General features: G+C 37.5%; 23 protein-coding genes and 2 pseudogenes. 10 read left to right on the top strand and 15 right to left on the bottom strand.

What is annotated here, in order from left to right; genetic code table 11:
• Positions 1–264: 264 nt before the first annotated feature.
• The 7 genes from AM305_RS08330 to AM305_RS08300 form a co-directional block, all read right to left on the bottom strand.
• Complete coding sequence (locus AM305_RS08330; RefSeq protein WP_005824916.1) at positions 265–897, bottom strand: DUF2625 family protein; 633 nt, start codon at positions 895–897, stop codon at positions 265–267.
• A gap of 3 nt (positions 898–900) precedes the next feature.
• Positions 901–1,728 carry a glycosyltransferase family 8 protein gene (locus AM305_RS08325; RefSeq protein ID WP_005824914.1) on the bottom strand — a complete coding sequence of 276 codons (828 nt, stop codon included), beginning with the start codon at positions 1,726–1,728 and terminating at the stop codon, positions 901–903.
• A gap of 39 nt (positions 1,729–1,767) precedes the next feature.
• On the bottom strand, positions 1,768–2,289 hold the full coding sequence (gene hscB, locus AM305_RS08320; RefSeq protein WP_005824912.1) for a Fe-S protein assembly co-chaperone HscB: 522 nt from the start codon (positions 2,287–2,289) through the stop codon (positions 1,768–1,770).
• A gap of 8 nt (positions 2,290–2,297) precedes the next feature.
• The gene (iscA, locus tag AM305_RS08315) at positions 2,298–2,621 is read right to left on the bottom strand and encodes an iron-sulfur cluster assembly protein IscA (protein ID WP_005821060.1); all 324 of its coding nucleotides are present in this window, start codon (positions 2,619–2,621) and stop codon (positions 2,298–2,300) included.
• 128 nt (positions 2,622–2,749) lie between these two features.
• Positions 2,750–3,133 (bottom strand): Fe-S cluster assembly scaffold IscU, encoded by a 384-nt coding sequence (gene iscU / locus AM305_RS08310; RefSeq protein WP_005821062.1) that lies wholly within the window; start codon positions 3,131–3,133, stop codon positions 2,750–2,752.
• 82 nt (positions 3,134–3,215) lie between these two features.
• Positions 3,216–4,436 (bottom strand): IscS subfamily cysteine desulfurase, encoded by a 1,221-nt coding sequence (locus AM305_RS08305; protein ID WP_005824909.1) that lies wholly within the window; start codon positions 4,434–4,436, stop codon positions 3,216–3,218.
• Positions 4,437–4,487: 51 nt separating this feature from the next.
• Entirely contained in the window at positions 4,488–4,940 is a 453-nt protein-coding gene (locus AM305_RS08300) for an Rrf2 family transcriptional regulator (RefSeq protein WP_005824907.1), read from the bottom strand.
• 358 nt (positions 4,941–5,298) lie between these two features.
• Between AM305_RS08300 and AM305_RS08295 the strand changes: the two genes are divergently transcribed.
• Entirely contained in the window at positions 5,299–6,780 is a 1,482-nt protein-coding gene (locus AM305_RS08295; RefSeq protein WP_005824905.1) for an outer membrane protein transport protein, read from the top strand.
• A gap of 70 nt (positions 6,781–6,850) precedes the next feature.
• Positions 6,851–7,405: a methylated-DNA--[protein]-cysteine S-methyltransferase gene (locus AM305_RS08290; protein WP_005824903.1), complete on the top strand. Its 555-nt coding sequence runs from the start codon at positions 6,851–6,853 to the stop codon at positions 7,403–7,405.
• Positions 7,406–7,418: 13 nt separating this feature from the next.
• Here AM305_RS08290 and AM305_RS08285 read toward each other — a convergent pair whose 3' ends face one another.
• The gene (locus tag AM305_RS08285; protein ID WP_035294301.1) at positions 7,419–9,263 is read right to left on the bottom strand and encodes an ATP-binding protein; all 1,845 of its coding nucleotides are present in this window, start codon (positions 9,261–9,263) and stop codon (positions 7,419–7,421) included.
• A gap of 271 nt (positions 9,264–9,534) precedes the next feature.
• Between AM305_RS08285 and AM305_RS12045 the strand changes: the two are divergent.
• Positions 9,535–9,717: pseudogene (locus AM305_RS12045) on the top strand (transposase); the annotation flags it as partial.
• A 207-nt stretch (positions 9,718–9,924) separates the two neighbouring features.
• On the opposite strand, the gene AM305_RS11860 reads toward AM305_RS12045, so the two are convergent.
• From AM305_RS11860 to smrB, 5 genes and pseudogenes are all read right to left on the bottom strand, one after another.
• Positions 9,925–10,764, bottom strand: coding sequence for a hypothetical protein (locus tag AM305_RS11860; protein ID WP_005824897.1), 840 nt, complete (start codon positions 10,762–10,764; stop codon positions 9,925–9,927).
• An 84-nt stretch (positions 10,765–10,848) separates the two neighbouring features.
• Positions 10,849–11,040 carry a hypothetical protein gene (locus AM305_RS08270; RefSeq protein WP_005824895.1) on the bottom strand — a complete coding sequence of 64 codons (192 nt, stop codon included), beginning with the start codon at positions 11,038–11,040 and terminating at the stop codon, positions 10,849–10,851.
• A gap of 439 nt (positions 11,041–11,479) precedes the next feature.
• Positions 11,480–12,022 (bottom strand): annotated as a pseudogene (locus AM305_RS08265) (nicotinate phosphoribosyltransferase); the annotation flags it as partial.
• A 100-nt stretch (positions 12,023–12,122) separates the two neighbouring features.
• Positions 12,123–12,992 (bottom strand): DMT family transporter, encoded by an 870-nt coding sequence (locus AM305_RS08260; protein ID WP_005824891.1) that lies wholly within the window; start codon positions 12,990–12,992, stop codon positions 12,123–12,125.
• 126 nt (positions 12,993–13,118) lie between these two features.
• Positions 13,119–13,658 carry an endonuclease SmrB gene (gene smrB / locus AM305_RS08255; protein WP_005821076.1) on the bottom strand — a complete coding sequence of 180 codons (540 nt, stop codon included), beginning with the start codon at positions 13,656–13,658 and terminating at the stop codon, positions 13,119–13,121.
• A 100-nt stretch (positions 13,659–13,758) separates the two neighbouring features.
• On the opposite strand from smrB, the gene prmB reads away from it, so the two are divergent.
• Positions 13,759–14,706: a 50S ribosomal protein L3 N(5)-glutamine methyltransferase gene (prmB, locus tag AM305_RS08250; RefSeq protein WP_005824888.1), complete on the top strand. Its 948-nt coding sequence runs from the start codon at positions 13,759–13,761 to the stop codon at positions 14,704–14,706.
• A 60-nt stretch (positions 14,707–14,766) separates the two neighbouring features.
• Here prmB and greA read toward each other — a convergent pair whose 3' ends face one another.
• The gene (greA, locus tag AM305_RS08245; RefSeq protein WP_005824886.1) at positions 14,767–15,243 is read right to left on the bottom strand and encodes a transcription elongation factor GreA; all 477 of its coding nucleotides are present in this window, start codon (positions 15,241–15,243) and stop codon (positions 14,767–14,769) included.
• A 121-nt stretch (positions 15,244–15,364) separates the two neighbouring features.
• Here greA and dacB point away from each other — a divergent pair, with 121 nt between their 5' ends.
• From dacB to rsmA, 6 genes are all read left to right on the top strand, one after another.
• Positions 15,365–16,804, top strand: a complete 1,440-nt coding sequence (dacB, locus tag AM305_RS08240) for a serine-type D-Ala-D-Ala carboxypeptidase (RefSeq protein ID WP_005824884.1) — start codon at positions 15,365–15,367, stop codon at positions 16,802–16,804.
• Positions 16,805–16,938: 134 nt separating this feature from the next.
• Positions 16,939–18,246 (top strand): glutamyl-tRNA reductase, encoded by a 1,308-nt coding sequence (gene hemA, locus AM305_RS08235; protein WP_005824883.1) that lies wholly within the window; start codon positions 16,939–16,941, stop codon positions 18,244–18,246.
• 147 nt (positions 18,247–18,393) lie between these two features.
• Positions 18,394–19,926 carry a ribosome biogenesis GTPase Der gene (gene der, locus AM305_RS08230; RefSeq protein ID WP_005824881.1) on the top strand — a complete coding sequence of 511 codons (1,533 nt, stop codon included), beginning with the start codon at positions 18,394–18,396 and terminating at the stop codon, positions 19,924–19,926.
• Between the two features lie 43 nt (positions 19,927–19,969).
• Positions 19,970–21,397 carry a bifunctional D-glycero-beta-D-manno-heptose-7-phosphate kinase/D-glycero-beta-D-manno-heptose 1-phosphate adenylyltransferase HldE gene (hldE, locus tag AM305_RS08225; protein ID WP_005824879.1) on the top strand — a complete coding sequence of 476 codons (1,428 nt, stop codon included), beginning with the start codon at positions 19,970–19,972 and terminating at the stop codon, positions 21,395–21,397.
• A gap of 83 nt (positions 21,398–21,480) precedes the next feature.
• Positions 21,481–22,434 carry a peptidylprolyl isomerase gene (locus AM305_RS08220; RefSeq protein WP_005824877.1) on the top strand — a complete coding sequence of 318 codons (954 nt, stop codon included), beginning with the start codon at positions 21,481–21,483 and terminating at the stop codon, positions 22,432–22,434.
• A 61-nt stretch (positions 22,435–22,495) separates the two neighbouring features.
• Positions 22,496–23,365, top strand: a complete 870-nt coding sequence (gene rsmA, locus AM305_RS08215; protein ID WP_005824876.1) for a 16S rRNA (adenine(1518)-N(6)/adenine(1519)-N(6))-dimethyltransferase RsmA — start codon at positions 22,496–22,498, stop codon at positions 23,363–23,365.
• A 140-nt stretch (positions 23,366–23,505) separates the two neighbouring features.
• Here the strand turns inward: rsmA and gap are convergent, their stop codons facing one another.
• Positions 23,506–24,510 carry a type I glyceraldehyde-3-phosphate dehydrogenase gene (gap, locus tag AM305_RS08210; protein WP_005821093.1) on the bottom strand — a complete coding sequence of 335 codons (1,005 nt, stop codon included), beginning with the start codon at positions 24,508–24,510 and terminating at the stop codon, positions 23,506–23,508.
• Between the last annotated feature and the right edge of the window lie 154 nt (positions 24,511–24,664).

The following is a 24,664-nucleotide window of genomic DNA, read 5'->3' as shown; positions in this document are numbered from 1 at the left end:
TCAAGAGGTGTTTATTTAATATCCCAGCACGGCAGAGCCGTACTGGGTTACGCATAATTCAGCCCCTTTGGGGCTGAGAATTAGAGTGGCAAAGCCACTCAACTATACATAACCTAGTACGCATTTTGCGTGCTAGGTATAAAACAGCATATTTTATAAGCATAAAACATCAACACGCCTTAATTAAATGTTTATAATTTGTAGAAGATACAACTCTCTCCCCTTGTGGGAGAGAGTTTAAAACTGAGCTTATTTAAAACTTAGTTATGCTACTGAATACCCCATATTTTCAGGTGCGAATTCATTTTGATAATGTCTTTCTACTGGAACGGCAATATGGTTTTCACCGCTTAAAATTTGGTGACCTTGCAATTTTTCAACATCTGCTTGCCAATTATCCCAACGAAGATCTTGATAGAAAGCATTTAAATCGCCGGCTAATGCCCAACCTAAAAATTCAGAGTAACCCAAGTTGGTATTTTGCCAAGCTTTTTTTAGCGGGTGATAATAAAAAACTTTGCCTATATCAGCCCCTAATCCGCCAGCGTTAATTGCAAAATAACCACCTATAGCATCATCAGCGATCAGTAAATGGCTTGGTTGTTCGCCAGATTGTTTAAAAGTTTTACCAAAGTTCCAATCGAAAAGCCCTCTTGGCAGTTTCTCATTACCCGAACCTAAAATACGTAACCAACCGTGATCAATCAACACACCGCCTGTTTCATACACCATTGCACCAAGTGGCGAACGGGTTGAAAGTTGCATGCCAACTAACGCCGCACCAGCATCTTCGGGATAGCTCACTAAAATTTCATAATGATTTTTAGCCTGTGTAAACCAATCTCTTAAAATTAGCCATGCGGAGTTTTTATCTAATAATTCTTCTAAATTTTTCACTATTTATCCTTGTATATTATAATGTCGGGCAATAATATCCGCCCAATTTAACCTATAGTAAAACCAATAATATTCTCGAAATGGTACACCATCTATTGGCAACCACGGTTTATATTTTGTATTAAAATGCAAGATAAGAGGAACATCATCTTCTTGACGGCGAATATATTGAGTTACTCCATTTCTCCGATAAAGATATTCTGCACCAACTAAATAATTTAAGTAAGGATTTAATTCTATCCATTTATTTTGAAATAAGATATTTAATACTTCTTGATCGCCTTCTTCAAGTTTTTCATTAAGTCTATCTGTTAGCTCCAGTGCTTTTAATGTAATTTCTTGTTTGCGCCAAAGTTTATTATTAATTAACAACACGCCGGCATTAAAATGTTTTTTCTGATGAAAATTAAAAGCTATATCATCTAATGATGCAGCAACATAATGATCATTAAGTTCTAAATCAAAAAAGATCGAGAGTGAACCATTTACAACCAAATCACAATCTAAATAAAGAACTTTATCATCATTTACAAATGCTGGAATAAAATATCTAAAAAAGGTCGAAGCAGATGAAATATGAGGTAATGTTTTATATTCTTCAAGTTGATTACAATTTACCTTTACATCAATAATTTCACAATTTATTTGATTTAAATATGTGTTTAAATATTCAAACCACTCTTTTGAGAAATCCCGATTTAACAGAACAATATACAAATTAGCATTATGATAACAAATAGACTTAATCGTTGTTTCTAATTGTTCCGCAAATTTTATATCTGCTGCTAATATAATTGTTTGTTTGTTTGTTTGTTTGTTTGTTTGTTTCACAGTATTCCATATCGGTAAGTTTAGCAATAGCTAATTTAGCTAAAAATTTAACAATTTCTCTTCAACTTTCTCAATCTGAAAAATTAGCTTTTTGAAGTAGCGAAGTTTGTCTGTTAAAGCATTTGCAATCGCCCATTCTGCTTCTTCTAAAGCATTTTCTAACTGTTGCAAAACATACTTTTGTTCCGTTTGAACAAACTTTAAAAAAGAGAACAATTCTTCTTCATTTTGCTGATGCTCTATTGCTTCTAATTTTTCGTGCCATTCCATTTGTTGCATTAGAAAGTCAATATCTTTCATACTTTTTTCTTCTAAATTTTTTTCTTTACCGGTATGAATTTTGATTATTTCTTCAGCCCTTAAAATCGGATCTTTTAAAATTTGTAGCGCTTGATTAACATCTGCAGATTTCTCAATTGCCAAACGTTGTTCTGCCGAAGAATGGTTTGCAAAGTTATCTGGATGGAGCTCTTTTTGCAAATTTAAATAACGTTCAGAAAGTAAAGCTTGATCAAGCTGAAATTGCACGGGCAATCCGAAAAGCTCAAAAGGATTATGCATAACAACCTCTAAACACTAAAACTTTCGCCACAACCGCACTCGTTTTTAACATTTGGGTTGGTATATTTAAAGCCTTCATTTAAGCCTTCTTTTACAAAGTCTAATTGCGTGCCATCGAGATAAGTTAAACTTTTTTCATCGACAATAACTTTTACGCCGTGTTGTTCAAAAACGTGATCATCTTCATTTAAAACATCAACAAATTCAAGTACATAGGCTAATCCTGAACAACCTGAAGTTTTCACACCTAAACGTAATCCAATACCTTTTCCTCGATTTTCAAGGAAAGTTTTTACACGGTTTGCTGCGGCTTCTGTAAGGGTAATTGCCATTATTTCTCCTTAATATAATCAATTCCAAAAGAATTGAAATCGTTTCAATCATTTTGGAAATTACTATAAAAAATTGTAAGCGGTCGGATTTCGCAAATTCTTTGCAAAATACAACCGCTTATTAAATACTACTTACCGTTTTTTTCTTTGTAATCTGCAATTGCTGCTTTAATTGCATCTTCCGCTAAAATAGAACAGTGAACTTTTACTGGCGGTAATTCTAACTCTTCAGCAATATCACTATTTTTAATTGCACCTGCTTCTTCTAAAGATTTACCTTTTACCCATTCGGTAATTAAAGAACTTGAAGCAATTGCAGAACCACAACCGTATGCTTTAAAACGCGCATCTTCAATAATACCTTGATCGTTCACTTTAATTTGTAAACGTAAAATATCGCCACACGCAGGCGCGCCAACCATACCGGTACCAATATCAGCTGCTTCTTTATCGAATGTTCCTACGTTACGTGGATTTTCGTAATGATCGATTACTTTTTCGCTATATGCCATTTTTGTATTCCTCTATCTTTCTGCTTCCACAGAATTTCGTAAGAGTGGAGGTATCCCCACCCTATTTCATATCAATGAAAAATTAGTGGTGGTTCCACTCAATTTTTGATAAATCTACACCATCTTTGAACATTTCCCATAATGGAGAAAGATCACGTAATTTCACAATTGCTTTACGTACGATTTCAATGGTGTAATCAATTTCTTCTTCTGTTGTCCAACGTCCTAATGAGAAACGAATTGAGCTATGCGCTAATTCATCATCACGACCAATCGCACGTAAGACGTAAGATGGCTCTAAACTTGCTGATGTACACGCAGAACCTGATGATACGGCAATATCACGTAATGCCATCATTAAAGATTCGCCTTCAACAAAGTTGAAGCTGATGTTTAAATTGCTATCAACACGTTTGCCTTCTTCCATAGAACCATTTACATAAACTTCTTCAATATCTTTAAAGCCTTTATATAAACGATCACGAAGTGCTTTAATGCGAGGCATTTCAGTTGCCATTTCTTCTTTTGCGATACGGTACGCTTCACCCATACCCACAATTTGATGTACAGGTAATGTCCCTGAACGCATGCCTCGCTCGTGTCCACCACCATGAATAATCGCTTCAATACGAACTCGAGGCTTACGGCATACATATAAACCACCGATACCTTTTGGCCCGTAAAGTTTGTGGCTAGAGAATGACATTAAATCCACTTTTAACTCTTGTACATTAACCGGAATTTTACCGACAGATTGGGTTGCATCAACGTGGAAAATAATTTTCTTCGCACGGCACATTTCGCCTATGGCTTTGATGTCTTGAATCACACCGATTTCATTGTTTACGTGCATCACTGAAATTAAAATCGTATCCGGACGAATTGCAGCTTCTAATTTCGCTAAATCTAACAAGCCATCAGTTTCAGGCTCTAAATAAGTCACTTCAAAACCTTCACGCTCTAATTGACGGCAAGTATCTAATACCGCTTTATGCTCTGTTTTTACGGTGATAATGTGCTTACCTTTTGTTTGGTAAAAGTGTGCTGCACCTTTGATTGCTAAGTTATCAGACTCTGTTGCGCCTGATGTGAAGACGATTTCACGGCTATCTGCACCGATTAAATCAGCAATATGGTTACGAGCGACATCAACAGCTTCTTCCGCTTCCCAGCCGAATTTATGTGAACGAGATGCTGGGTTACCAAAGATACCGTCTTTGGTCATATATTCCATCATTTTTTTTGCAACACGTTCGTCCATTGGCGTTGTTGCTGCATAATCTAAATAAATAGGTAATTTCATTATTACTCCTAAATTTACGACAAGCGGTCGTTTTTTATCGAAATTTGCAATTTAGTGTTTATGAGGATGTTCATGACAATGTGATTTCTCACAATCGTGATCCGAATTCTCTTTAACTAAATCTTCTAGTGAAACAGTATTTAGAAAAACACCGATTTGTTCTTCTAAACGTTCCCACAATGTATGAGTTAAACATTTTGAATCTTTACGGCAATTACCGCTGCCTTTGCATTTGGTCACATCAACATTTTCATTCACAGCCGCAATAATCATACCCACCGAAATATCTTTCGGCGATTTTTCTAATTTATATCCACCGCCAGGACCTCGAACACTATGAACGATACCATCACGGCGTAATTGTGCAAAAAGCTGTTCTAAATAAGATAATGAAATGGCTTGACGATCTGCAATATCTGCAAGGCTAACCGGTTCTTCTTTGCCATGAATAGCAATATCTAAAATTGCCGTTACTGCATAACGTCCTCTTGACGTTAATCTCATAAATTTGCCCTCATTTAAATGGCGTTCAAGAAAGACTTGAAAACGATATTGATTTTGATTGACTTGACTATTTTAGTCAAGTATTTTGGTTTGGTTTAAACTTATTGATTTGAAAGGTTTTACAAATGAGAGTAAAACAAAAAAATAATTCCCTACTATTATAGATGTTTTTTACTTGAGTTTAAACTGAAAAACAGAAGAACAAATTATCTATTTCAAAAATTAAGCAAAGTTCACTCCAACTGGTCGGAACAGCCTGATTTTCCCTATCAAAAGATTGCAATCTCTGCTTTCGCTCCGTAAAATCCGCGAGAATTTTTATCAATCCCTTTAAATATCAATAACAAAGGATCTACAAATGTCTAAATTTTCTAAAACATTACTTGCAACAACTATCGCACTCACTGCAGGTGGTGTAAATGCAGCCGCATTCCAATTAGCTGAAGTTTCAACCTCTGGTTTAGGTATGGCGTATGCCGGTAATGCCGCTGTTGCAGATAATGCTTCTGTGGTTGCCAATAACCCTGCATTAATGACCAAATTCAAACGTTCAGAGCTTTCTGCTGGTGGCGTTTTAATTGATACGGATCTTCATGTAAAAGGTACAACAGCGCAAGGAAATAGTGCAAATCAAAATAATATTGTACCGACATCACTTGTTCCAAATGCTTATTTTGTTACTCCAATCACAGATAAATTCGCATTAGGTTTAGGCTATAACGTGAATTATGGTCTTAAATCTGAGTATTCAAACAATTTTAATGCGGGTTCAATGGGAGGGGAAACAGAATTAGCCGCTCACAACTTTAATGTAAGTGGTGCTTATGATTTAGGTCATGGTTTCAGCTTCGGTGCTGGTGTGAACGCTGTTTATTCTAAAGCTGAGCTTCGCCGTACACTAGGGGATATAACAGAAAGAGCAGACGTTAAAGCTGGTGTAGCTCGTGCTAACGCTGGTGCAGCCATTCTAGAGCGTTTACCTAATCAATCTATGACACTTTCGCAGTTAGTTGCAGCAATTCCTGTTAGCCCAGCTTTACAAGCTGTTGCAGCACAAAATCCAACTGCTGTTAGTGCTTTACAAAGTTTAGCTGCTCGTTCTCCAAATGCAACTGTGGGACAAACCGCCAATTCATTAAGAGCTACAGCAACATCTCTTTCAAGCAAAGAAACGGAACTTATGCGTTTTACTGGCGATGAATGGTCGTTCGGTTGGAATGCTGGTTTAACATACGAACTTAATGAAAATCATCGTTGGGGCTTAGCATATCACTCTGCTATTGATGTTAAATTTAAGGGACATTATCGCAACTCTCTCCAAAATGATCTAGGTACTGTCATTGCAACACAAGGCTCTGAGAGAGAAGGAAAATTAACTCTCAATCTTCCTGCTTACTGGGAGTTATCAGGTTTCCATAAATTAACAGATCGTTGGGCTGTACAATATAGCTGGAAACGTACCGAATGGTCACGCTTAAAACAGTTAGATGCTTATAGCATTGACAACCAGTATCATTATTTACATAAAGATGAAAACTTCCGCGATTCCAATCGTTATGCGTTAGGTACCTCTTTTGATGTGAATACAGATTTAACACTTCGTGCAGGTGTTGCCTTTGACCGCAGTGCAAGCGTAGCAAACCCATCAATCTCAATTCCAGACACAAACCGTGTATGGTATTCAGCAGGGGCAACGTATCGCTTTACCCCGGATCTTTCAGTTGATGGTGGTTTCGCCTTCTTACGTGGTACCAGCTTTAGCTTCAACGAAGATGGCGCAGCATTTAAAACGAAAGCACGTGGCTATCTCTACGGCTTAAATCTTAACTATAAATTCTAACCATAATACGTGAATAAAATTTAAAAGGCGTGTAAACTTAGCTTACACGCCTTTTAATTTTAATGAATGCATGAAATCAACAATTTATTACCATTATTATCAAAGCCCGGTCGGGCGCTTATTATTGCTTGCTCAAGAGTGTGGACTTACCTATATTGAATTTGAACAAGAGCAACAAACCACAGATATCTCATCTTTTACCAAAGCAACGCCGACAAGCGGTCAAGTTTATGAAATTTTTTGCAAAACAACGGAAATTTTAGACCGCTATTTTGCAGGTGCTCCCATAGATTTTTCTCAATTAGATTTTCTCGCCCCTCAAGGTACCGACTTTCAGCACGCTGTTTGGCATATTCTTCGCACCATTCCTTACGGAAAAACAACGAGCTATGGCGAAATAGCTCATCAACTCGGTAAGCCAAATGCTATGCGTGCCGTAGGCGGTGCTGTTGGGCGTAACCCTATTTCAATTTTGATACCCTGCCATCGTGTTTTAGGTAAAAATAGTGCTTTAACTGGCTTTGGTGGAGGCTTGCCAAACAAAAGATTTTTACTTCAATTAGAAGGCATCTCATATCAAAACAAAGGCATTGAGTTTGTTACACCCAAAACGAAAAAATGGTAAAGAAGTGGACAGATCATTCAGTCCATATTTTTTGTAGCTCTGCTAAATCAGATTGCCAAAGTGCGACCATTTGCTCTACCCAAAAGGCGATATGTTCTGTCCATTCTGTTCCATTATCCGTTTGCGCGAGTTGTGCTATTTCTTGTAAGCGTTTTAACCCAACCGAAGCAAAAGCACCTTTCATTTTGTGAGCTTGAGTTGCTAAAATTTGTCTATATTCAGGCGAATCTTCCGTTTTCCATTGCTGAAAAGCATACTGTAATTCAGCAACGTATTCTGGCATTAGCTTTTCAAATAAAGCGAGGTTTGCTTGAACGCCTGATTTTCCCAGAACATTTACCAATTCATCTAACATCGGCTTATTATAAATTTCTTCATTTAGTTGAAGGATCCCTTCAAGCGGTTGTTTTTCTGATTCATTTAACAAAAATACTTCGCCAAAATGCTCATTTAAACAATTCGCTAAGGCTTCTAATGAAAGCGGTTTACGCAACACATCATCCATTCCTTGAGATTGGTATTCTGATTTGGTTTGCATAATATTTGCTGTTAAAGCCACCATTAAAGGCAAATAATCAATTTCTTCATTTTCATAGCGGCGGCGAAGCTCTTGGGCAATCAATGTTCCCGTTGTATCGGGTAATTGAATATCCAATAAAATGAGATCATAACTATGTTGCTCAAATTGGCGATAGGCTTCAGCTCCACTCATCGCAACATCAATTTCACAACCAAATTTTTCTAACATGGCTTTTGCGACAATAACATTAACTTCAACATCTTCCACAAGCAATACTTTCAATCCTAAATGTTGAACTTGAATATCTTGTTCTGCATGTGTAGCTTCCGCTTGAATGGTTAATGTAAATGCTGCCCCCTCTCCTAATTGACTTTCAACGGTTAAATCGCCCCCCATCAACTGAGCAATGTGTTTTGATACGGCTAAACCTATACCACTTCCTTGAGCCTTATTACCATCAGAACGTTCTGATTGATAAAACATATTAAAAATTTTATCTTGCTCTTCTTTGGCGATACCAATACCAGAATCAATAACGATAAATTGAAAACAAGAAGGCGACAGTTGATTAATTTTTAAAGTAATATCCCCTTTTTCTGGCGTAAATTTAACCGCATTACTTAATAAATTCCAAATAACTTGGCTTAAACGAGCATTATCTACATTGATATAATGAGGCAGTTGTTTGGCATACTCTAAGTGAAATTTAATCTCTTTTTTACCTGCCATTAAATTGGCAAAATGATTGATGTCATTGATTAGCTGAATAAACTCAACGGGTTTATTAAATAACTCAATTCTTTTGCTATCAATTTTTTCTAAATCAATAATATCGCTAAAAATATGGCCTAATGATACGGCGCTGATATTAATTGTTTTTAAGTATTCACGCTGTTTAGGTTCAAGCTCGCCCTCTAATAAAATACGGCTTAAACCGATGATCCCATTTAACGGCGTGCGCAATTCATGGCTAATCGTTGCCATTAATTTGGTTTTATCTTGGCTATTCTTTTCTAAACGTTTATTTAAAATAAAATCTTGTTCTCGAAGAGTACCTAATTCATAAATACTCTGTTCAAGTTTTACTCTTGATTTCTCGAGCTTTTCTACAATCACATTAAAGAAATAGATCACAAACGGGGCAGAAATAAGCCCAAATAAAACAGAACGCAAAATATCATGAACAAGAACTTTGCCTAAAAATAAATAATCTAGAAAAATTTGAACAAGAATGGCAAATATACATAATACAACAAAGCCCAAAATTGCCGATTTCGTTTTTCCTAATTTAATGACCCAGTTTACGTAATTTTCAGTACATTTTTTAAAGAGATTCATCTGCATAGATAGAAAAGCTTAAAGGTAGGTAAATAAAATTATAAAGATTTCTGATGATTCCTCAAGCAATAAAAAAGGTGGAAAATTCCGCCCAGACCGCTGACAAACCTCTAGACATCTCTCTAGAGGTTTGATCTAATAGGCATATCGAAAAAAGGAAATGCCTATGCTTAAATGTTGGGCTAGATGCCGGCTATTTTACTGCCCCTATCGCAGAAAGTTTGGTTCGCCGAGAGATTATTGGGTGTTCGGTTATCGCCGTCCGACCAAAGGGAAAAAACTCTACAAACGTTGAGCCAAAACCGTAGAGCGTAGCTTTGCGGACGCCAAGCAACACCGCAATGCCCGTTACAGAGGGTTGTCGAAAGTACAAATGCAATGCTTCCTAGCGGCAATGGCACAAAACATCAAGAAGATAGCCCTTATGCTGTGGGCTTTTTTACGCTTTTTATAGCTCAGCCTTTATCAATATGCGGTAATGGTAAAAATCCACAAAACTGACCGCTTGAATGGCTATCCGAAGTGAAATGCAAAAGAAAGAGATAAAACAGCAAAAAAATAACCCCACCTTTGACAGAAGGTCTGTAAAGGTGCGGTTGTCAGTGGTCTGATAGGTGTTTATATCAAGATATAAACACCTATCTTTGGCTATTTCACCGTATTAATAGTAGAAAGGTCTACTATATGGGTTGATTTCACAATCTGGTAATGCCTCTTGTAACTGAGAAATTAGAACTCCAGTATCAATCCCCGTATTTCTTATCCAAAGCGACTCTAAATTTTTAAGAGGGAATAATTGAACGATCTCTCTAGCAGGATCCTCCAATTCATTATCGCACAAATTTAACATTTTTAATTGAGTCAACTTATCAATACCAGCAGGAAGAGAGCTGGCTTCAAATTGCCCTAAATCAAGTGTAACCATGAACTTCAAATGTGCTAATTTCTCAACACTATCCAATCCCCACGCATCACGAGGAACTGTAATTTTAAACTCACTATCGGGACCTACAAACTCGCCTTCTTCATATCCACCTGTAATCCATACTAGTAACCAATAACCTGCATTATTTACGTCATCAGTACTTCTCTCCGTGAATTTGAATTCAGTATCGGCAAAACTGTCATAGTCACTATCCCATTCCGGAAATGGAACACCTTCTTCCTCAAATACATCTTTAAAACTATACAATACAGTATATTTCAATACATCGGGTAAACTGATCCACCATTCCCAATCCTCATCAGAAACACCATCTGTATTATTATTGGCTTGTTCTACTTCTTTACTTTTTCTCGTAGTATCTACACCATTAATAAAATTGATAAGTCTATGACCAAAATACTGTGTATTCCAGTCTGAATCAAACTCCATTCCTATCTCATTTGCGATGTCTCTTAAAGCTTGTTTTGTATTATCACAAATAATAGAAATACTATCATTTTCAGCTTGTTGTATAACAAAGTTGCCATGTTTGGCGGATTTTTTAATTTCTGACATAATATTTTTCCTTTATAAAAATGCCATTTCAATTTAAACAATAAGATAGCCCCGTTGAATAGGGGCTACCTACGATACAAGAAATCAGCTTGTTATTTTTACTATTTGAAGTTTTTCATTATAAACTTTAACTCGGTTTCCCTTCACTTCCCGTACAAGTACCTCAGTTGTCGTATAACCTACTAAAACTCCTGTTACTATGGTAGGATCGCGATTTTCATCACGATAAATAGCAACTCTGCCATTTTGTTGTTGTATTGCTCGTGCAATAGCCATAAAAAACTCCTATTTTTTATTTTAGCTAGAATGATTTAGTTGTTATGTCAATAACAACTAAAAGCAGTATACTGCTTTGAAAATTTCGATTAAAAAACAAGCGGAAAGATTTATAAAAAAGAGGGAGATACAGACTGTGTGTATCCGCTTAAATACAAGGTTTATGATGTGTATTCTCGCGGGAATAAATACGAGGTTTATGAATATGTGAAGGGCACACTCAGTGTGTCCCCAGACCGCTAACAAACCTCTAGACATCTCTCTAGAGGTTTGATCTAATGGTACAAAATCCACAAAACTGACCGCTTGAATGGCTATCCGAAGTGAAATGCGAGAGAAAGAGATAAAACAGCAAAAAATAACCCCACCTTTGACAGAAGGTCTGTAAAGGTAGGTTTGTCAGCGGGCTGAGCGGAAAATTCCGCCCTCATATCAATATTTATTTAGCAATACCATCAATCCATTGGAATAACTCATCAAGATCGTAATCGCCGCTATGTCCGACTCCCCAAGGTAATGCATAATCCACTTGCTTACCCGACATTTTAAGTTTAATGGCTAGCATTGCACCAATAGCGTGTGAAGTATCACGATCCATAGAGCCGACACGAATTCGCCAGTTTTGGGCTGCCTCTTTATTATCAACATAGTTCATCGCATTAACCATTTTGATAATATCGGCAGAAGCTAACATCGCATTTTCTGCGGTTGAATGTTTTTCGGCAAATGCAGTAAAGTGTTTATTATTGACTTTAGCATCGCCAAAGAAATTATTTTCTCCTGAGCTGAGATCTAATGCATCAAAAGCCGGTGGAGATTTCATGCGTTTTGCTGAGTGAACGTAGCCATGCCAATCAATATCGGTCACTTTGCCATTATCCATTTTAATCCAACTTTCTTTAGTAAGATCCGTACCGTTTTTAACCGCTTGATTCGCACTTTGAACTAACACAGAAACCAAATAATCTTTAAATGAGCCATTAAATATTTTAAACATTTCATAAACCGTTTTTTTGACTTTGCAGGCGGTTAAAAAGTTCAGAAAAAAGCCCAAGTCAAAACTTGAGCCAAAATAAAAAGCATTAAGCGAAAAGTTTTTCTGCATAGAGCAACACAATGGCAATAAGACCTAATAAAATCCCCACGCCATTAAGTTTACTGATTTTTTCTTTAAAGACTAACGCTCCGGTTAAAGCCCCTAAACAGATTACACCTAAATCCATACCGGCAAAAACAATCGTTGGACTATCACTAAAATGCTGATGTGCTTTGATATAAAAGAGAATATTAAAGAAATTTAATACGCCTAATAAAATACCGCCAAAGAAACTCGGTACAGTCCATTGAGTACGTTTAATCATCAAATAACTAAACATAATCGCACAAGCTAACACAAAAGAGATAAAAAGCGTTGTTGGGAAAGCTCCACCCATTTTAGCAATCTGTTTAAACAAAATACCTGTCGTACCATATCCCAACCAAACAAGCGCCAAGAAAAGCATTCCCTTTCCTGCATTGCCCATTTCATTGGTAGGTTTAGAAAGCAAACAGAAAAGCGCAAGAAACGCCACAATGACACCGACAACACGTAAATCACTCAACGTTTCATTAAATAAAAAGACCGCAGCAATAATTTGTAGGAATAACGCTAATCGTTGCGCTGCGTCTGCCCTAACGATCCCGGCATACTCCACTGCTCTTGACATAAAAATAAAGACGGTTGGCAATAAAATCCCCATCGCCAGAAAAATAGGCTGTGCCTCGCTTTGAATAAAAAAGTCTGTAAAACCTAACCCTTTAAAATCGGGTTTAAGTAAGAAATAACATAATCCAATTGCCGTAATATAATTAAATGCAATCGCCTGTTCGATCACAATATTTTTAGCCCGTGCAACTTTAAGTAAGACCGAGACCGATACGCTACATAAAATCGCAAGAATAAGAAATGTCATGCTTGAAAATCTCCTTTTTTAAAATGAAATGGTGTGTATTTTAACGATTTTTGCCAAATAAAATAGTGTTCAAGCGGTCGGATCTCTGCAAAATTTTGCAAAAAACGGCCGCTTGAAAAAGGATTTTTATCTTTCAAATAATCTTCTTTCTAAACTTTCCGGTTGCTCTACCAAAATCAGAATAGAAGCATCACCGCCCCATTCTCTTGGTGCTTGATGAAGTGCTATAACTTTAGGGTGCTGAACTAGCCAGCGAGGGATTTGATCTTTTAATGTTCGAGTCCCAAAGCCTGTCATAATACTTGCACAATACACTCGCTCTCTTTCACAGGCTAAAATTAAAGCCGCCAACTCCCGTTTTGCTTGCTCGCGTGTTAAACCATGTAAATCTAAAAAAAGTTCGGGTTGGAAATCGCCACGGCGTAGTTGTTTTAAAATATAGGGATCAATATCTTCACGTAGATACTTAATTTTTTCATTTTCTTCTTTTAACAACGGCTCATATTCATCCGAGAAGAAAAATTCTGTATCCTTTTGTTCCTGCATTTCTCGTAATTCACTTACTTTCTTACGTGGTGCAGTTTTAGGAATAAAAGTATCTTGCTTTATCTTCTTCGTGCCTTTAATTGCTTCATGAAACAAGGCTAAATCATCATTTTCTAACATTCTGCTCTCCTTAAATTTCGTTATTTTAACATAATAAAAAGGGTTGATACATCTCAGCCAAAAAGCGATAATGCGGCAAATTTTAGTGAAAGGAATACTTATGTATCAACATAATTTAGAACTTCTTGGGGAAATTTCAGCCTCAAGTGCTTTAACTGATTTAAAAACCATTCAAGATATGATGCGTTGGGCATATAGCTATTTCAATGCTTCTGATCTTTATTACGGTCATGGTTATGACAATGCGTGGGATGAAGCTCAGCAACTTGTTCTTAATGCGTTATATTTACCTGCTGATGTGCCAGAAGCAATGTATCAATCTCGTCTAACTGATGTCGAAAAAACACGTGTTTTTCATTTTATTCAAGAGCGCTTAGGTTCTCGTAAGCCGGTTGCTTATTTAACGAATTCATCTTGGTTCTGCGGTTTGGAATTCTATGTTGATGAGCGTGTTATTGTTCCTCGTTCTCCAATTGGCGAGCTAATTAGCCAACAATTTAACGGGCTTATTTCAACCTCACCTAAACGTATTTTAGATATGTGTACGGGGAGTGGCTGTATCGCTATTGCTTGTGCTGTTGCTTTTCCTGACGCAGAAGTAGATGCCGTAGATTTATCTTTAGATGCATTAGATGTGGCGCAAATTAATATCGAACGTCATCAACTTTCTCATCGGGTATTCCCGATTAGCTCGGATCTGTTTAACGATATTCCTCAAGATAAATATGATTTAATTGTGACTAATCCGCCTTATGTCGATCAGGAAGATTTAGATGATATGCCGGAAGAATTCCACTTTGAGCCGGAATTAGCATTAGGTTCTGGTGAAGATGGTTTAAATATTACTAAACGTATTTTAGCTCAAGCGGCAGATTATTTATCCGATAATGGTGTCTTAGTTTGCGAAGTGGGTAATAGTATGATTCACTTAATGGAACAATACCCATCTGTACCATTTAATTGGATTGAATTCCCAAATGGAGGCTTAGGTGTATTCAGCTTAACCAAAGCCCAATTACTTCAATATCGAGATCTATTTATGGTATAAAAGAACAAGCGGTAAAATTTTCTTAAAATCTTACCGCTTGTTTTCTATCTTCGTTACGTATTAGATATATTCAACATCTACAATATCAAATTCAACTTTACCGCCCGGAGTTGTAATTGATACCGAATCGTCCACTTCTTTTCCGACTAAACCACGTGCAATCGGAGAATTTACTGAAATTAATCCTTCTTTGATGTTCGCTTCATCATCGCCAACAATGCGGTAAGTGACTTCTTCATCTGTATCCACGTTTACTAAACTCACCGTTGCACCAAAAATCACTTTACCGTTATTTTGCATTTTAGTGACATCAATAATTTGTGCATTGGCTAATTTACCTTCAATCTCTTGAATACGCCCTTCACAGAAGCCTTGTTGTTCACGAGCGGCATGATATTCTGCATTTTCTTTTAAATCGCCGTGTTCACGTGCCTCTGCAATAGCGTCAATGATTTGTGGACGGCGCACATTTTTTAAAAAATCTAACTCTTCACGTAGTAATTCTGCACCACGCACTGTCATTGGGATTTGTTTCATTAGTTATCCTCTAAAATACTTTACCAAATTTATGATTTACAAATTTGTCGTTTACGAACAGAAATGAAAGGGCTATTATTCAATTTCTAATAAAAAATATCAATAGATTAAATACACAACTATGTTCTTTAAATTCTCACGCTTTCTAAAAAACAGCATTCTTCTCGGGTTATGTTATAGCGCTTGTAGCTCAGCTGAAATCAATACAACGCAGCTACTAAGCTATCTCCCTTCCGGTACTTCAGCAACCTTTATCGCTAAAAATCTTGACACCAATCAGATTATTACCCAACATCAAAGTGATATTTTTATGTTGCCTGCCAGTACGCAAAAAGTCTTTACTGCTTTAGCTGCAAAATTGGCGCTACCGCAAGATTTCCGTTTCCAAACCGCTTTACTGACTAATGGAAAGATTGAAAATAATGTCTTAAAAGGCGATTTAATTGTGAAATTTACGGGCGATCCTGATTTAACAAGCGGTCAATTTTATCAACTTTTTAGCGAATTAAAAAAGCAAGGTATCCAAAAAATTGAGGGAAATTTGCTTTTAGACACTTCGGTCTTTGCTAGCCATGATAAAGCTTCAGGTTGGATCTGGAACGATTTAACCATGTGCTTCAATGCTCCGCCTGCTGCAATCAATATCGATCATAACTGCTTTTATGTAAATTTAAATGCAGACCAACCCGTTGGCGATTATGCAAAAGTAGACGTGCCTTCCGCTTATCCTGTTCAGGTTTTTAGCTCGGCATATATCGTCAGCAAAGAAGATTCGCCTTATTGCCAACTTGATGTGGTGGCGCATGATAATAACCGCTATCAAGTGAAAGGTTGTATGGCGCGCCAGCCTACCCCCTTTGGTTTAAGTTTTTCGGTTCAAGACCCAACAAGTTATGGCGCAAGCATCAGTTTAGCCAATCTCAAAAAATTGGCGATAACCTTTGATGGGCAGGTAAAAGAAGCGCCTCATGCTCAAAAAGGCACTTTGCTCGCAGAACATTTTTCAAAACCACTCCCCGATTTACTCAAAAAAATGATGAAAAAATCGGATAACCAAATTGCCGATGCTCTTTTTAGAACGGTCGCTTATCATCAGCAAAACCGCCCTGCTTCATTCCAATTGGCAAGCCATGTTGTTCGCCATTTATTAAACACAAAAGCGAATATAACCTTCAATAACAGCATTATTGCAGATGGTTCCGGTCTTTCCCGACATAATCAGGTTAGTGCAGAAACCATGCTTCAAGCACTTGAATATATTGCCAAAAATGAAGACAGTTTACAGCTGTTAGAAACATTTCCGATTGCTGGTGTTGATGGCACAATTTCCGGCAGAGGCTCTATGATCAACGAGCCGTTAGTCAAAAATATCATTGCCAAAACGGGATCTTTAAAAGGCGTCTATAATCTTGCTGGTTTTATGAAAAATGCGAAAGGCGAAAGAATTGCCTTCGTTCAATTCATTAACGGCTATTCTACGGGCGATTTAGAAAGTAAAACCAAACGAGCGCCGTTGGTTAATTTTGAACATAATCTGTTTATGGCGCTTTACCAAGAGTGATTACCTCTAAGGAGGTAATCTCATTGTGATAAATCAAATCAATCTCTACAATTATTTGCAGCCTTATAAACGATTCGCTAGAATGCGGTAAATTTTATTTCTGATACTGTATCTGTTTAATTTGTGAGACTTGAATGACCATTCTAGCTTTAGGCATTAACCATAAAACCGCATCTGTTGGATTAAGAGGAAAAGTTGCATTTGACGATCAAAAACGTCAGCTTGCTCTTAGTCAAATTCAGCAACAAGATTTAGCGGAAAGCGTGGTCATTCTCTCGACCTGTAACCGAACAGAACTTTACTTTCATCAACCGAATATCACACCGCGAGAAGAAGAGGCGGCTAACCTCGAATGGCGAGAAAAATGCTTTAATTGGTTTGCGAATATTCATCAACTTGATCATGATGAATTACGCGAATGTATTTATTTTAAACAAAATATGGAAGCTGCTCGCCACCTCATGAAAGTGGCTTGTGGGTTAGATTCACTGATTTTGGGCGAACCACAAATTTTAGGGCAGGTTAAACAAGCCTATCACGATAGCGAGCATTTTTACCAAAAACAACATATCGGCATTTCCAGCAAGCTTTCCCGATTATTTCAACGAACCTTTTCTACCGCTAAACGCGTTCGTTCTGAAACGGAAATAGGTTCGAGTGCGGTCTCCGTTGCTTATGCCGCTTGTGGTCTTGCTCGCCAAATCTTTGATGATTTTGGTAAACTCCGTTTTCTCTTAGTCGGTGCAGGCGAAACTATTGAATTGGTGGCTCGTTATCTAATTCAGCACGGCGCAAAAAACATCATGATTGCGAACCGAACGCATATCCGCGCGGAAATGTTAGCCGAAAAGCTTAATGTTCCAATGCAAATTCTTTCTCTCAGTGCATTACAAGTCGGGTTAAATCAAGCGGATGTTGTGATTAGCTCTACGGGTAGCCCTGATATGCTCATTAGCAAAGAGATGGTAAAAGAAGCCCAAAAACAACGACAATTTGATCCGATGCTATTAGTTGATATTGCTGTACCTCGAGATATTGATGAAAATGCCGGCGATATTGATGGCGTTTATTCTTATAGCGTTGATGATCTGCAAAATATTATTCAACGCAATCTTGCCCAACGCCAACAAGCGGCGGAACAAGCGGAAATGATCGTGGATGAAGAATGTAAATCTTTCTTTGAATGGTTAAAACAACAGCAATCCAGTGATTTAATCAAACGCTACCGCCAAGATGCAGAAACGATCCGCCAAGAATTACTCTCAAAAGCAATGCAGGCGCTCCAGAGTGGGCAAGATAGTGAAAAAATATTAAATGAATTAAGTTATAAACTCACTAACAGTTTATTACATATTCCGACTCAAGCGCTTCAATCAATGGCAAAAGAAGGTAATTCAAAGGGCTTACAAAGTTTTTCTAAAGCACTTAAAGCAGAACAATAATAACTCAAGCGGTCAATTTTTGGTAAATTCTTACAGAAAATCGACCGCTTTTCTGATCATATTTCCGATCTTATCTTGATTTAGTATATAATATGTCAATTTTGCAATACGCAAGAACCCTATTGATAAGAAAGGAATAATATACCTATGACTCCAGTTGTTGCCCTTGTCGGCAGACCTAATGTTGGTAAATCAACACTCTTTAATCGCTTAACTCGCACACGAGATGCTCTCGTGGCAGACTTCCCCGGCTTAACACGAGACCGAAAATATGGCCATGCGAACATTGGCGGTTATGATTTCATTGTTATTGATACCGGTGGTATTGATGGCTCCGAAGAAGGTGTCGAAGAAAAAATGGCTGAACAATCGTTATTAGCGATTGAAGAAGCGGACGTTGTACTCTTTTTAGTGGATGCACGTGCCGGACTATTACCTGCTGATGTGGGTATTGCTCAATACCTTCGCCAACGTGAAAAAACCACGGTCGTGGTAGCCAATAAAACCGATGGCATTGATGCAGATTCCCATTGCGCCGAGTTTTACCAGTTAGGTTTAGGCGAAGTTGAGCAAATTGCGGCGGCGCAAGGTCGAGGTGTAACGCAACTTATCGAGCAAGTTTTAGCACCGCTAGCTGAAGAACTCGGTGGTTCACAAGCGGTTGAAAATGAAGATGAATTTGCAGATCACGAAGAAAATGAGACAACTCAAGATGAGTGGGATCGTGATTTTGATTTCGAAAATGAAGAAGATGCGGCATTATTAGACGAAGCATTGGAAGAAGAAAATACTTCTATTGAAGATAAAAATATCAAAATTGCCATTGTGGGACGTCCTAACGTTGGAAAATCAACTTTAACTAACCGTATTTTAGGCGAAGAGCGTGTTGTTGTTTACGATATGCCGGGCACTACGCGTGATTCTATCTATATTCCAATGGAACGAGATGGGCAGCACTATACAATCATTGATACTGCTGGTGTCCGTAGACGTGGTAAAGTGAACCTTGCCGTGGAAAAATTCTCGGTAATCAAAACCTTACAAGCGATTCAAGATGCCAATGTGGTGCTATTAACCATTGATGCTCGTGAAGGGATTTCAGATCAAGACCTTTCATTGTTAGGCTTTATTCTCAATGCTGGACGTTCACTTGTTATTGTCGTTAATAAATGGGATGGATTATCACAAGATATTAAAGACCAAGTGAAATCCGAGTTAGATCGCCGTTTAGATTTTATTGATTTTGCCCGTGTGCATTTTATTTCGGCTTTACATGGCTCAGGTGTTGGTAATTTATTTGAATCTGTGAAAGAAGCCTATGCTTGTGCGACACAAAAAACATCAACCTCTATGCTTACCCGTATTTTACGTATGGCTGCGGACGAACACCAACCGCCTCTCGTCAATGGCCGTAGAGTGAAATTAAAATATGCTCACCCAGGTGGTTATAACCCACCGATTATTGTGATTCACGGTAATCAAGTTGATAAATTAGCAGACTCTTATAAACGCTATTTATCTAATTATTATCGTAAGAGTTTAAAAATTATTGGCTCGCCAATTCGTATTCAATTCCAAGAAGGTAACAATCCTTTTGCTGGTAAACGAAATAAATTGACGCCAAGCCAATTACGTAAACGTAAACGCTTAATGAAATTTATTAAGAAAAATAAAAGATAAATTTGTCCCTTTTCTCGTTTTAAAATAAGAGAGATGTAAATAAATGATGCAATACTTCCCTAAATTTAATCAAGCTAAAGTATTAGTGCTTGGTGATGTAATGCTAGATCGCTACTGGTTTGGTGCAACAAATCGTATTTCGCCGGAAGCACCTGTTCCGGTGGTAAAGGTTCAGGATATTGAAGAGCGTGCCGGTGGTGCAGCAAACGTTGCAATGAACATTGCCAGTTTGAATGTTCCAGTAGCTTTACATGGTTTAATTGGTCAAGATGATGCCGGAAATGCATTAGATAAGCTACTGAACTCACACAATATTCAAAATCATTGTGTTGCATTAACCACACATCCAACCATTACGAAATTGCGTATTCTTTCTCGTCATCAACAATTATTGCGTTTAGATTTTGAGGAAGGATTCCATAACGTTGAAAGCAGTGATTTATTAAATAAATTAGCGCAAAACATTCAGGATTATGGCGCTTTAATTCTTTCAGATTACGGTAAGGGTACTTTAGAATCCGTCCAAGAGATGATCCAAATTGCTCGTAAAGCCAATGTACCGGTGTTGATCGATCCAAAAGGAACCGATTTTGAGCGTTATCGCGGTGCAACGCTTTTAACACCAAACATGTCTGAATTTGAAGCCGTTGTTGGTCATTGTAAAGACGATGATGAGATTGTCGCTAAAGGCTTGAAAATGATTGCAGACTTTGACTTGACCGCGTTATTGGTAACTCGTTCTGAAAAAGGAATGACGTTAATTCGTCCAAATCAAGCACCTTATCACTTACCGACACAAGCAAAAGAAGTTTATGATGTAACAGGTGCCGGCGATACGGTAATAAGTGTTTTAGCAACTGCTATTGCTGACGGTCGTCCTTTTGAAGAAGCATGTTACCTCGCTAATGCTGCAGCAGGCGTAGTTGTCGGTAAACTAGGAACATCTACGGTAAGTCCGGTTGAATTAGAAAATGCAATTCACCAACGTGCAACAACCGGTTTTGGTATTGTATCTGAAGCAGAATTAAAAGCGATTGTGGAAGAAGCTAAAAAACGTGGCGAGAAAATCGTGATGACAAACGGCTGTTTTGATATCCTGCACCCAGGACATGTTTCTTATTTAGAAAATGCTCGTAAATTAGGTGATCGTTTGATTGTTGCCGTGAATACGGACGACTCTGTTAAACGTTTAAAAGGTGAGGCTCGCCCAATTAATGATCTCGATGCACGTATGGCTGTATTAGCAGGATTATCTTCTGTTGATTGGGTTGTTGCATTTAATGAAGATACGCCTCAACGCTTAATTGGCGAAATTTTACCAAACCTTCTCGTTAAAGGCGGTGACTATAAACCTGAAGAAATCGCAGGTGCAAAAGAAGTCATTAACAACGGAGGCGAAGTTCAGGTTTTGAATTTTGAAAACGGCTGTTCTACCACCAATGTGATTAAAAAGATTCAATCTTTAGCATAATAGTATTATATCTAAGTGAACCTTTTAGTATAATCAAACTCTAAAATGACAATTTTAGTGTTTACACAAGTAGGAAAAGAAAAATGAAATTTACCTCAGCCAAATCTTTATTGGTGGCATTTGTTGCAACATTAGGCTTATCACAATCTCTTTTTGCTGCCGAAGAACGTGTTGTTGCAACCGTTGATGGCAATATGATTATGGAAAGCCAAGTTGCTCGAGCATTAGGGAAAAAAGCAAATACGGAAGCAAATCGTAAAGCTGCTCTTGAAAGCATCATTGATGAAATGCTTGTTCAAAAAGCTATCCAGCAATCTGGTGTAAAAGTGGATTATCGCCGAGTAGATCAAGCAATCGAAGAAATTGCTGCTCGTAATGGTTTAACCTATGGTCAATTACTTGACGCATTAGATTATCAAGGTATTAGTTTGAACCAATATCGCCAACAAATTGCGCAACAAATGATGATGGAAGCGGTACGCCATCAAAGTATTGGCAAATCAATTCAAGTAAACCCAGAGGAAGTTCGAGCTCAAGCACAAGCGCTTATGGCAAAAGATAAAGCTGCAGGTAAATTAAAAGCAGTATCTGGCACAGAACCTCGTATCAGTCATATTCTGATTAAAACAACGCCAGTACTCAACGATGCTCAAGCTAAAGCTAAATTAAATAGCATTATTGCTGACATCAAAGCAGGTAAAACAACCTTTGAAGAAGCAGCAAAAGCAAATTCCGTAGATTATGTTTCTGCTGCTGATGGTGGTGACTTAGGATTCAATTTCTTAGATATCTATGATCCTGCATTTGCTAATGCAGCAGCAAAAGCAAAACAAGGTCAAATTACTGCACCATTTAAATCACAATTCGGTTGGCATATTCTGAAAGTAACCGATTCTCGTCAAGGTGATAGAACAGAAGACGCTTATGCACAAAGAGCGTATGAGCAACTAGCTAATCAACAAGCCGAGGCAGCATCTAAAGATTGGGTAAAAGCATTAAGAAAAACAGCTAATATCCAATATGTGAATGCAAAATAAATTGTCTGATTTCAAGAACCTCGCCTAAGCGGGGTTCTTTCATTATTTAATAAGGATAACGATGAGTCATATTAACTCGAAAAAACATCTTGGTCATACTGCGCGTAAGCGATTTGGTCAAAACTTCTTACACGATATGAATGTCATTCACGGCATTGTTTCTGCGATCAATCCTAGAAATGGACAATACTTATTAGAAATTGGTCCTGGATTAGGTGCACTCACAGAACCTGTTGCTGAACTCGTTGATAAATTAACGGTTGTAGAATTAGACCGAGATTTAGCTGAGCGTTTAAGACATCATCCATTTTTAAATCATAAACTTACGATCATTGAGCAAGATGCGCTTCGTTTCAATTTTCGTGAGTATTTTGAAAGTTTAGATTTGAAAGAAAATGAAGGCGTTCGTGTATTCGGTAACTTACCTTATAACATTTCAACACCATTAATGTTCCATCTCTTTAAATTTCATGATCTCATTCAAGATATGCACTTTATGTTGCAAAAAGAGGTTGTTAAACGCTTATGTGCAGCACCAAACAGCAAAGCCTATGGTCGCTTAACCATTATGGCGCAATATTATTGCCAAGTTATGCCAGTATTAGAAGTGCCTCCAACTGCATTCAAACCGGCACCTAAAGTAGATTCCGCTGTTGTTAGACTTGTGCCACATAAACAAATACCACACCCGGTTAAAGACGTTTATTGGTTAAACAGAGTAACCACTCAAGCATTTAATCAACGTAGAAAAACATTACGTAATGCATTATCTACATTATTTTCAGCAGAACAATTAGAAGCGCTTGGTATTGATTTAAATGCTCGTGCAGAGAATTTAAGCATTGCCGATTATGCTCGTTTAGCCAACTGGCTCTGCGATAATCCACCATTAGTGGATAAAGATATTGAGTTGGTGGATGAAGATATTTAAATTTAAATAGAATAATAAGGTAGGCCATTTGCTTACCTTATTTTTTATCTAAAATATCTCAACGTTTCTTTCGTAAAAAGATAAAAAAAACGCTCTACCGAAGTAGAGCGTTAATTTTTAATATTTATTCAAAAACTAGATTAGCCTTTGTAGTTGTGTACTAATGCAACTAAGTCTAATACTTTGTTTGAGTAACCAGTTTCGTTATCGTACCAAGATACTAATTTAACGAAAGTATCTGTTAATGCGATACCTGCTGCCGCATCAAATACAGAAGTTTCTGTTGCACCGTTGAAGTCAGTAGAAACTACTGCATCTTCTGTGTAACCTAAAACGCCTTTCATTTCATTTTCTGAAGCACGTTTGATTTCCGCACAGATTTCAGCGTAAGTTGCTGGTTTTTCTAAGTTTACTGTTAAGTCAACTACAGATACGTTTGCTGTAGGAACACGGAACGCCATACCAGTTAATTTACCGTTTAATGCTGGTAATACTTTACCTACTGCTTTCGCTGCACCTGTTGATGAAGGAATGATGTTTTGTGAAGCACCACGACCACCACGCCAGTCTTTCGCTGAAGGACCATCTACAGTTTTTTGTGTTGCTGTAGTTGCGTGAACAGTTGTCATTAAACCTTCTTTAATACCAAATTTCTCGTGAATAACTTTTGCTAATGGTGCTAAGCAGTTTGTTGTACAAGAAGCGTTAGAAACGATATCTTGACCTGCATATGCATCAAAGTTTACACCGTTTACGAACATAGGTGTGTTATCTTTAGATGGACCAGTTAAAACAACTTTTTTCGCACCAGCTGTGATGTGTTTACGTGCTGTTGCGTCATCTAAGAATAAGCCAGTTGCTTCAACTGCAACATCAACACCGATTTCATCCCATTTTAAGTTTGCAGGATCACGTTCAGCAGTTACACGGATAGCTTTACCGTTTACTACTAATTGACCATCTTTAACTTCAACTGTACCATTGAAACGTCCGTGTGTTGAATCGTATTTTAACATGTAAGCCATGTAATCAACATCGATTAAGTCGTTGATACCTACAACTTCGATATCATCACGTAATTGTGCTGCACGGAATACGATACGACCGATACGGCCAAAGCCGTTAATACCAATTTTAATTGCCATAGATTTTTTCACCTATATAAAAGTTAAACAAAATTGTTCTATCACTCAAAAGGAGTATCAAGATGTGCTAATTATAACACATACTATTACCGTTTTGACAATAAAAAAGAACAGCTCTCAATATAACAGATAAACGTTCCATGATCTATGTCAA

It is taken from the genome of Actinobacillus minor NM305 (assembly GCF_000175195.1).
Taxonomy (GTDB): Bacteria; Pseudomonadota; Gammaproteobacteria; order Enterobacterales; family Pasteurellaceae; genus Haemophilus_A; species Haemophilus_A minor.
The sequence above is the reverse complement of the archived record's forward strand: the minus strand, read 5'-3'. Positions and strand labels throughout refer to the sequence as shown.

Excerpts from the sequence above, each read along its gene's own strand:
- hscB (WP_005824912.1), bottom strand. The coding sequence starts at position 2,289 with ATGCATAATCCTTTTGAGCTTTTCGGATTGCCCGTGCAATTTCAGCTT.
- iscA (WP_005821060.1), bottom strand. The coding sequence starts at position 2,621 with ATGGCAATTACCCTTACAGAAGCCGCAGCAAACCGTGTAAAAACTTTC.
- iscU (WP_005821062.1), bottom strand. The coding sequence starts at position 3,133 with ATGGCATATAGCGAAAAAGTAATCGATCATTACGAAAATCCACGTAAC.
- AM305_RS08305 (WP_005824909.1), bottom strand. The coding sequence starts at position 4,436 with ATGAAATTACCTATTTATTTAGATTATGCAGCAACAACGCCAATGGAC.
- AM305_RS08300 (WP_005824907.1), bottom strand. The coding sequence starts at position 4,940 with ATGAGATTAACGTCAAGAGGACGTTATGCAGTAACGGCAATTTTAGAT.
- AM305_RS08295 (WP_005824905.1), top strand. The coding sequence starts at position 5,299 with ATGTCTAAATTTTCTAAAACATTACTTGCAACAACTATCGCACTCACT.
- AM305_RS08290 (WP_005824903.1), top strand. The coding sequence starts at position 6,851 with ATGAAATCAACAATTTATTACCATTATTATCAAAGCCCGGTCGGGCGC.
- AM305_RS08285 (WP_035294301.1), bottom strand. The coding sequence starts at position 9,263 with ATGAATCTCTTTAAAAAATGTACTGAAAATTACGTAAACTGGGTCATT.
- AM305_RS11860 (WP_005824897.1), bottom strand. The coding sequence starts at position 10,764 with ATGTCAGAAATTAAAAAATCCGCCAAACATGGCAACTTTGTTATACAA.
- AM305_RS08270 (WP_005824895.1), bottom strand. The coding sequence starts at position 11,040 with ATGGCTATTGCACGAGCAATACAACAACAAAATGGCAGAGTTGCTATT.
- AM305_RS08260 (WP_005824891.1), bottom strand. The coding sequence starts at position 12,992 with ATGACATTTCTTATTCTTGCGATTTTATGTAGCGTATCGGTCTCGGTC.
- smrB (WP_005821076.1), bottom strand. The coding sequence starts at position 13,658 with ATGTTAGAAAATGATGATTTAGCCTTGTTTCATGAAGCAATTAAAGGC.
- prmB (WP_005824888.1), top strand. The coding sequence starts at position 13,759 with ATGTATCAACATAATTTAGAACTTCTTGGGGAAATTTCAGCCTCAAGT.
- greA (WP_005824886.1), bottom strand. The coding sequence starts at position 15,243 with ATGAAACAAATCCCAATGACAGTGCGTGGTGCAGAATTACTACGTGAA.
- dacB (WP_005824884.1), top strand. The coding sequence starts at position 15,365 with ATGTTCTTTAAATTCTCACGCTTTCTAAAAAACAGCATTCTTCTCGGG.
- hemA (WP_005824883.1), top strand. The coding sequence starts at position 16,939 with ATGACCATTCTAGCTTTAGGCATTAACCATAAAACCGCATCTGTTGGA.
- der (WP_005824881.1), top strand. The coding sequence starts at position 18,394 with ATGACTCCAGTTGTTGCCCTTGTCGGCAGACCTAATGTTGGTAAATCA.
- hldE (WP_005824879.1), top strand. The coding sequence starts at position 19,970 with ATGATGCAATACTTCCCTAAATTTAATCAAGCTAAAGTATTAGTGCTT.
- AM305_RS08220 (WP_005824877.1), top strand. The coding sequence starts at position 21,481 with ATGAAATTTACCTCAGCCAAATCTTTATTGGTGGCATTTGTTGCAACA.
- rsmA (WP_005824876.1), top strand. The coding sequence starts at position 22,496 with ATGAGTCATATTAACTCGAAAAAACATCTTGGTCATACTGCGCGTAAG.
- gap (WP_005821093.1), bottom strand. The coding sequence starts at position 24,510 with ATGGCAATTAAAATTGGTATTAACGGCTTTGGCCGTATCGGTCGTATC.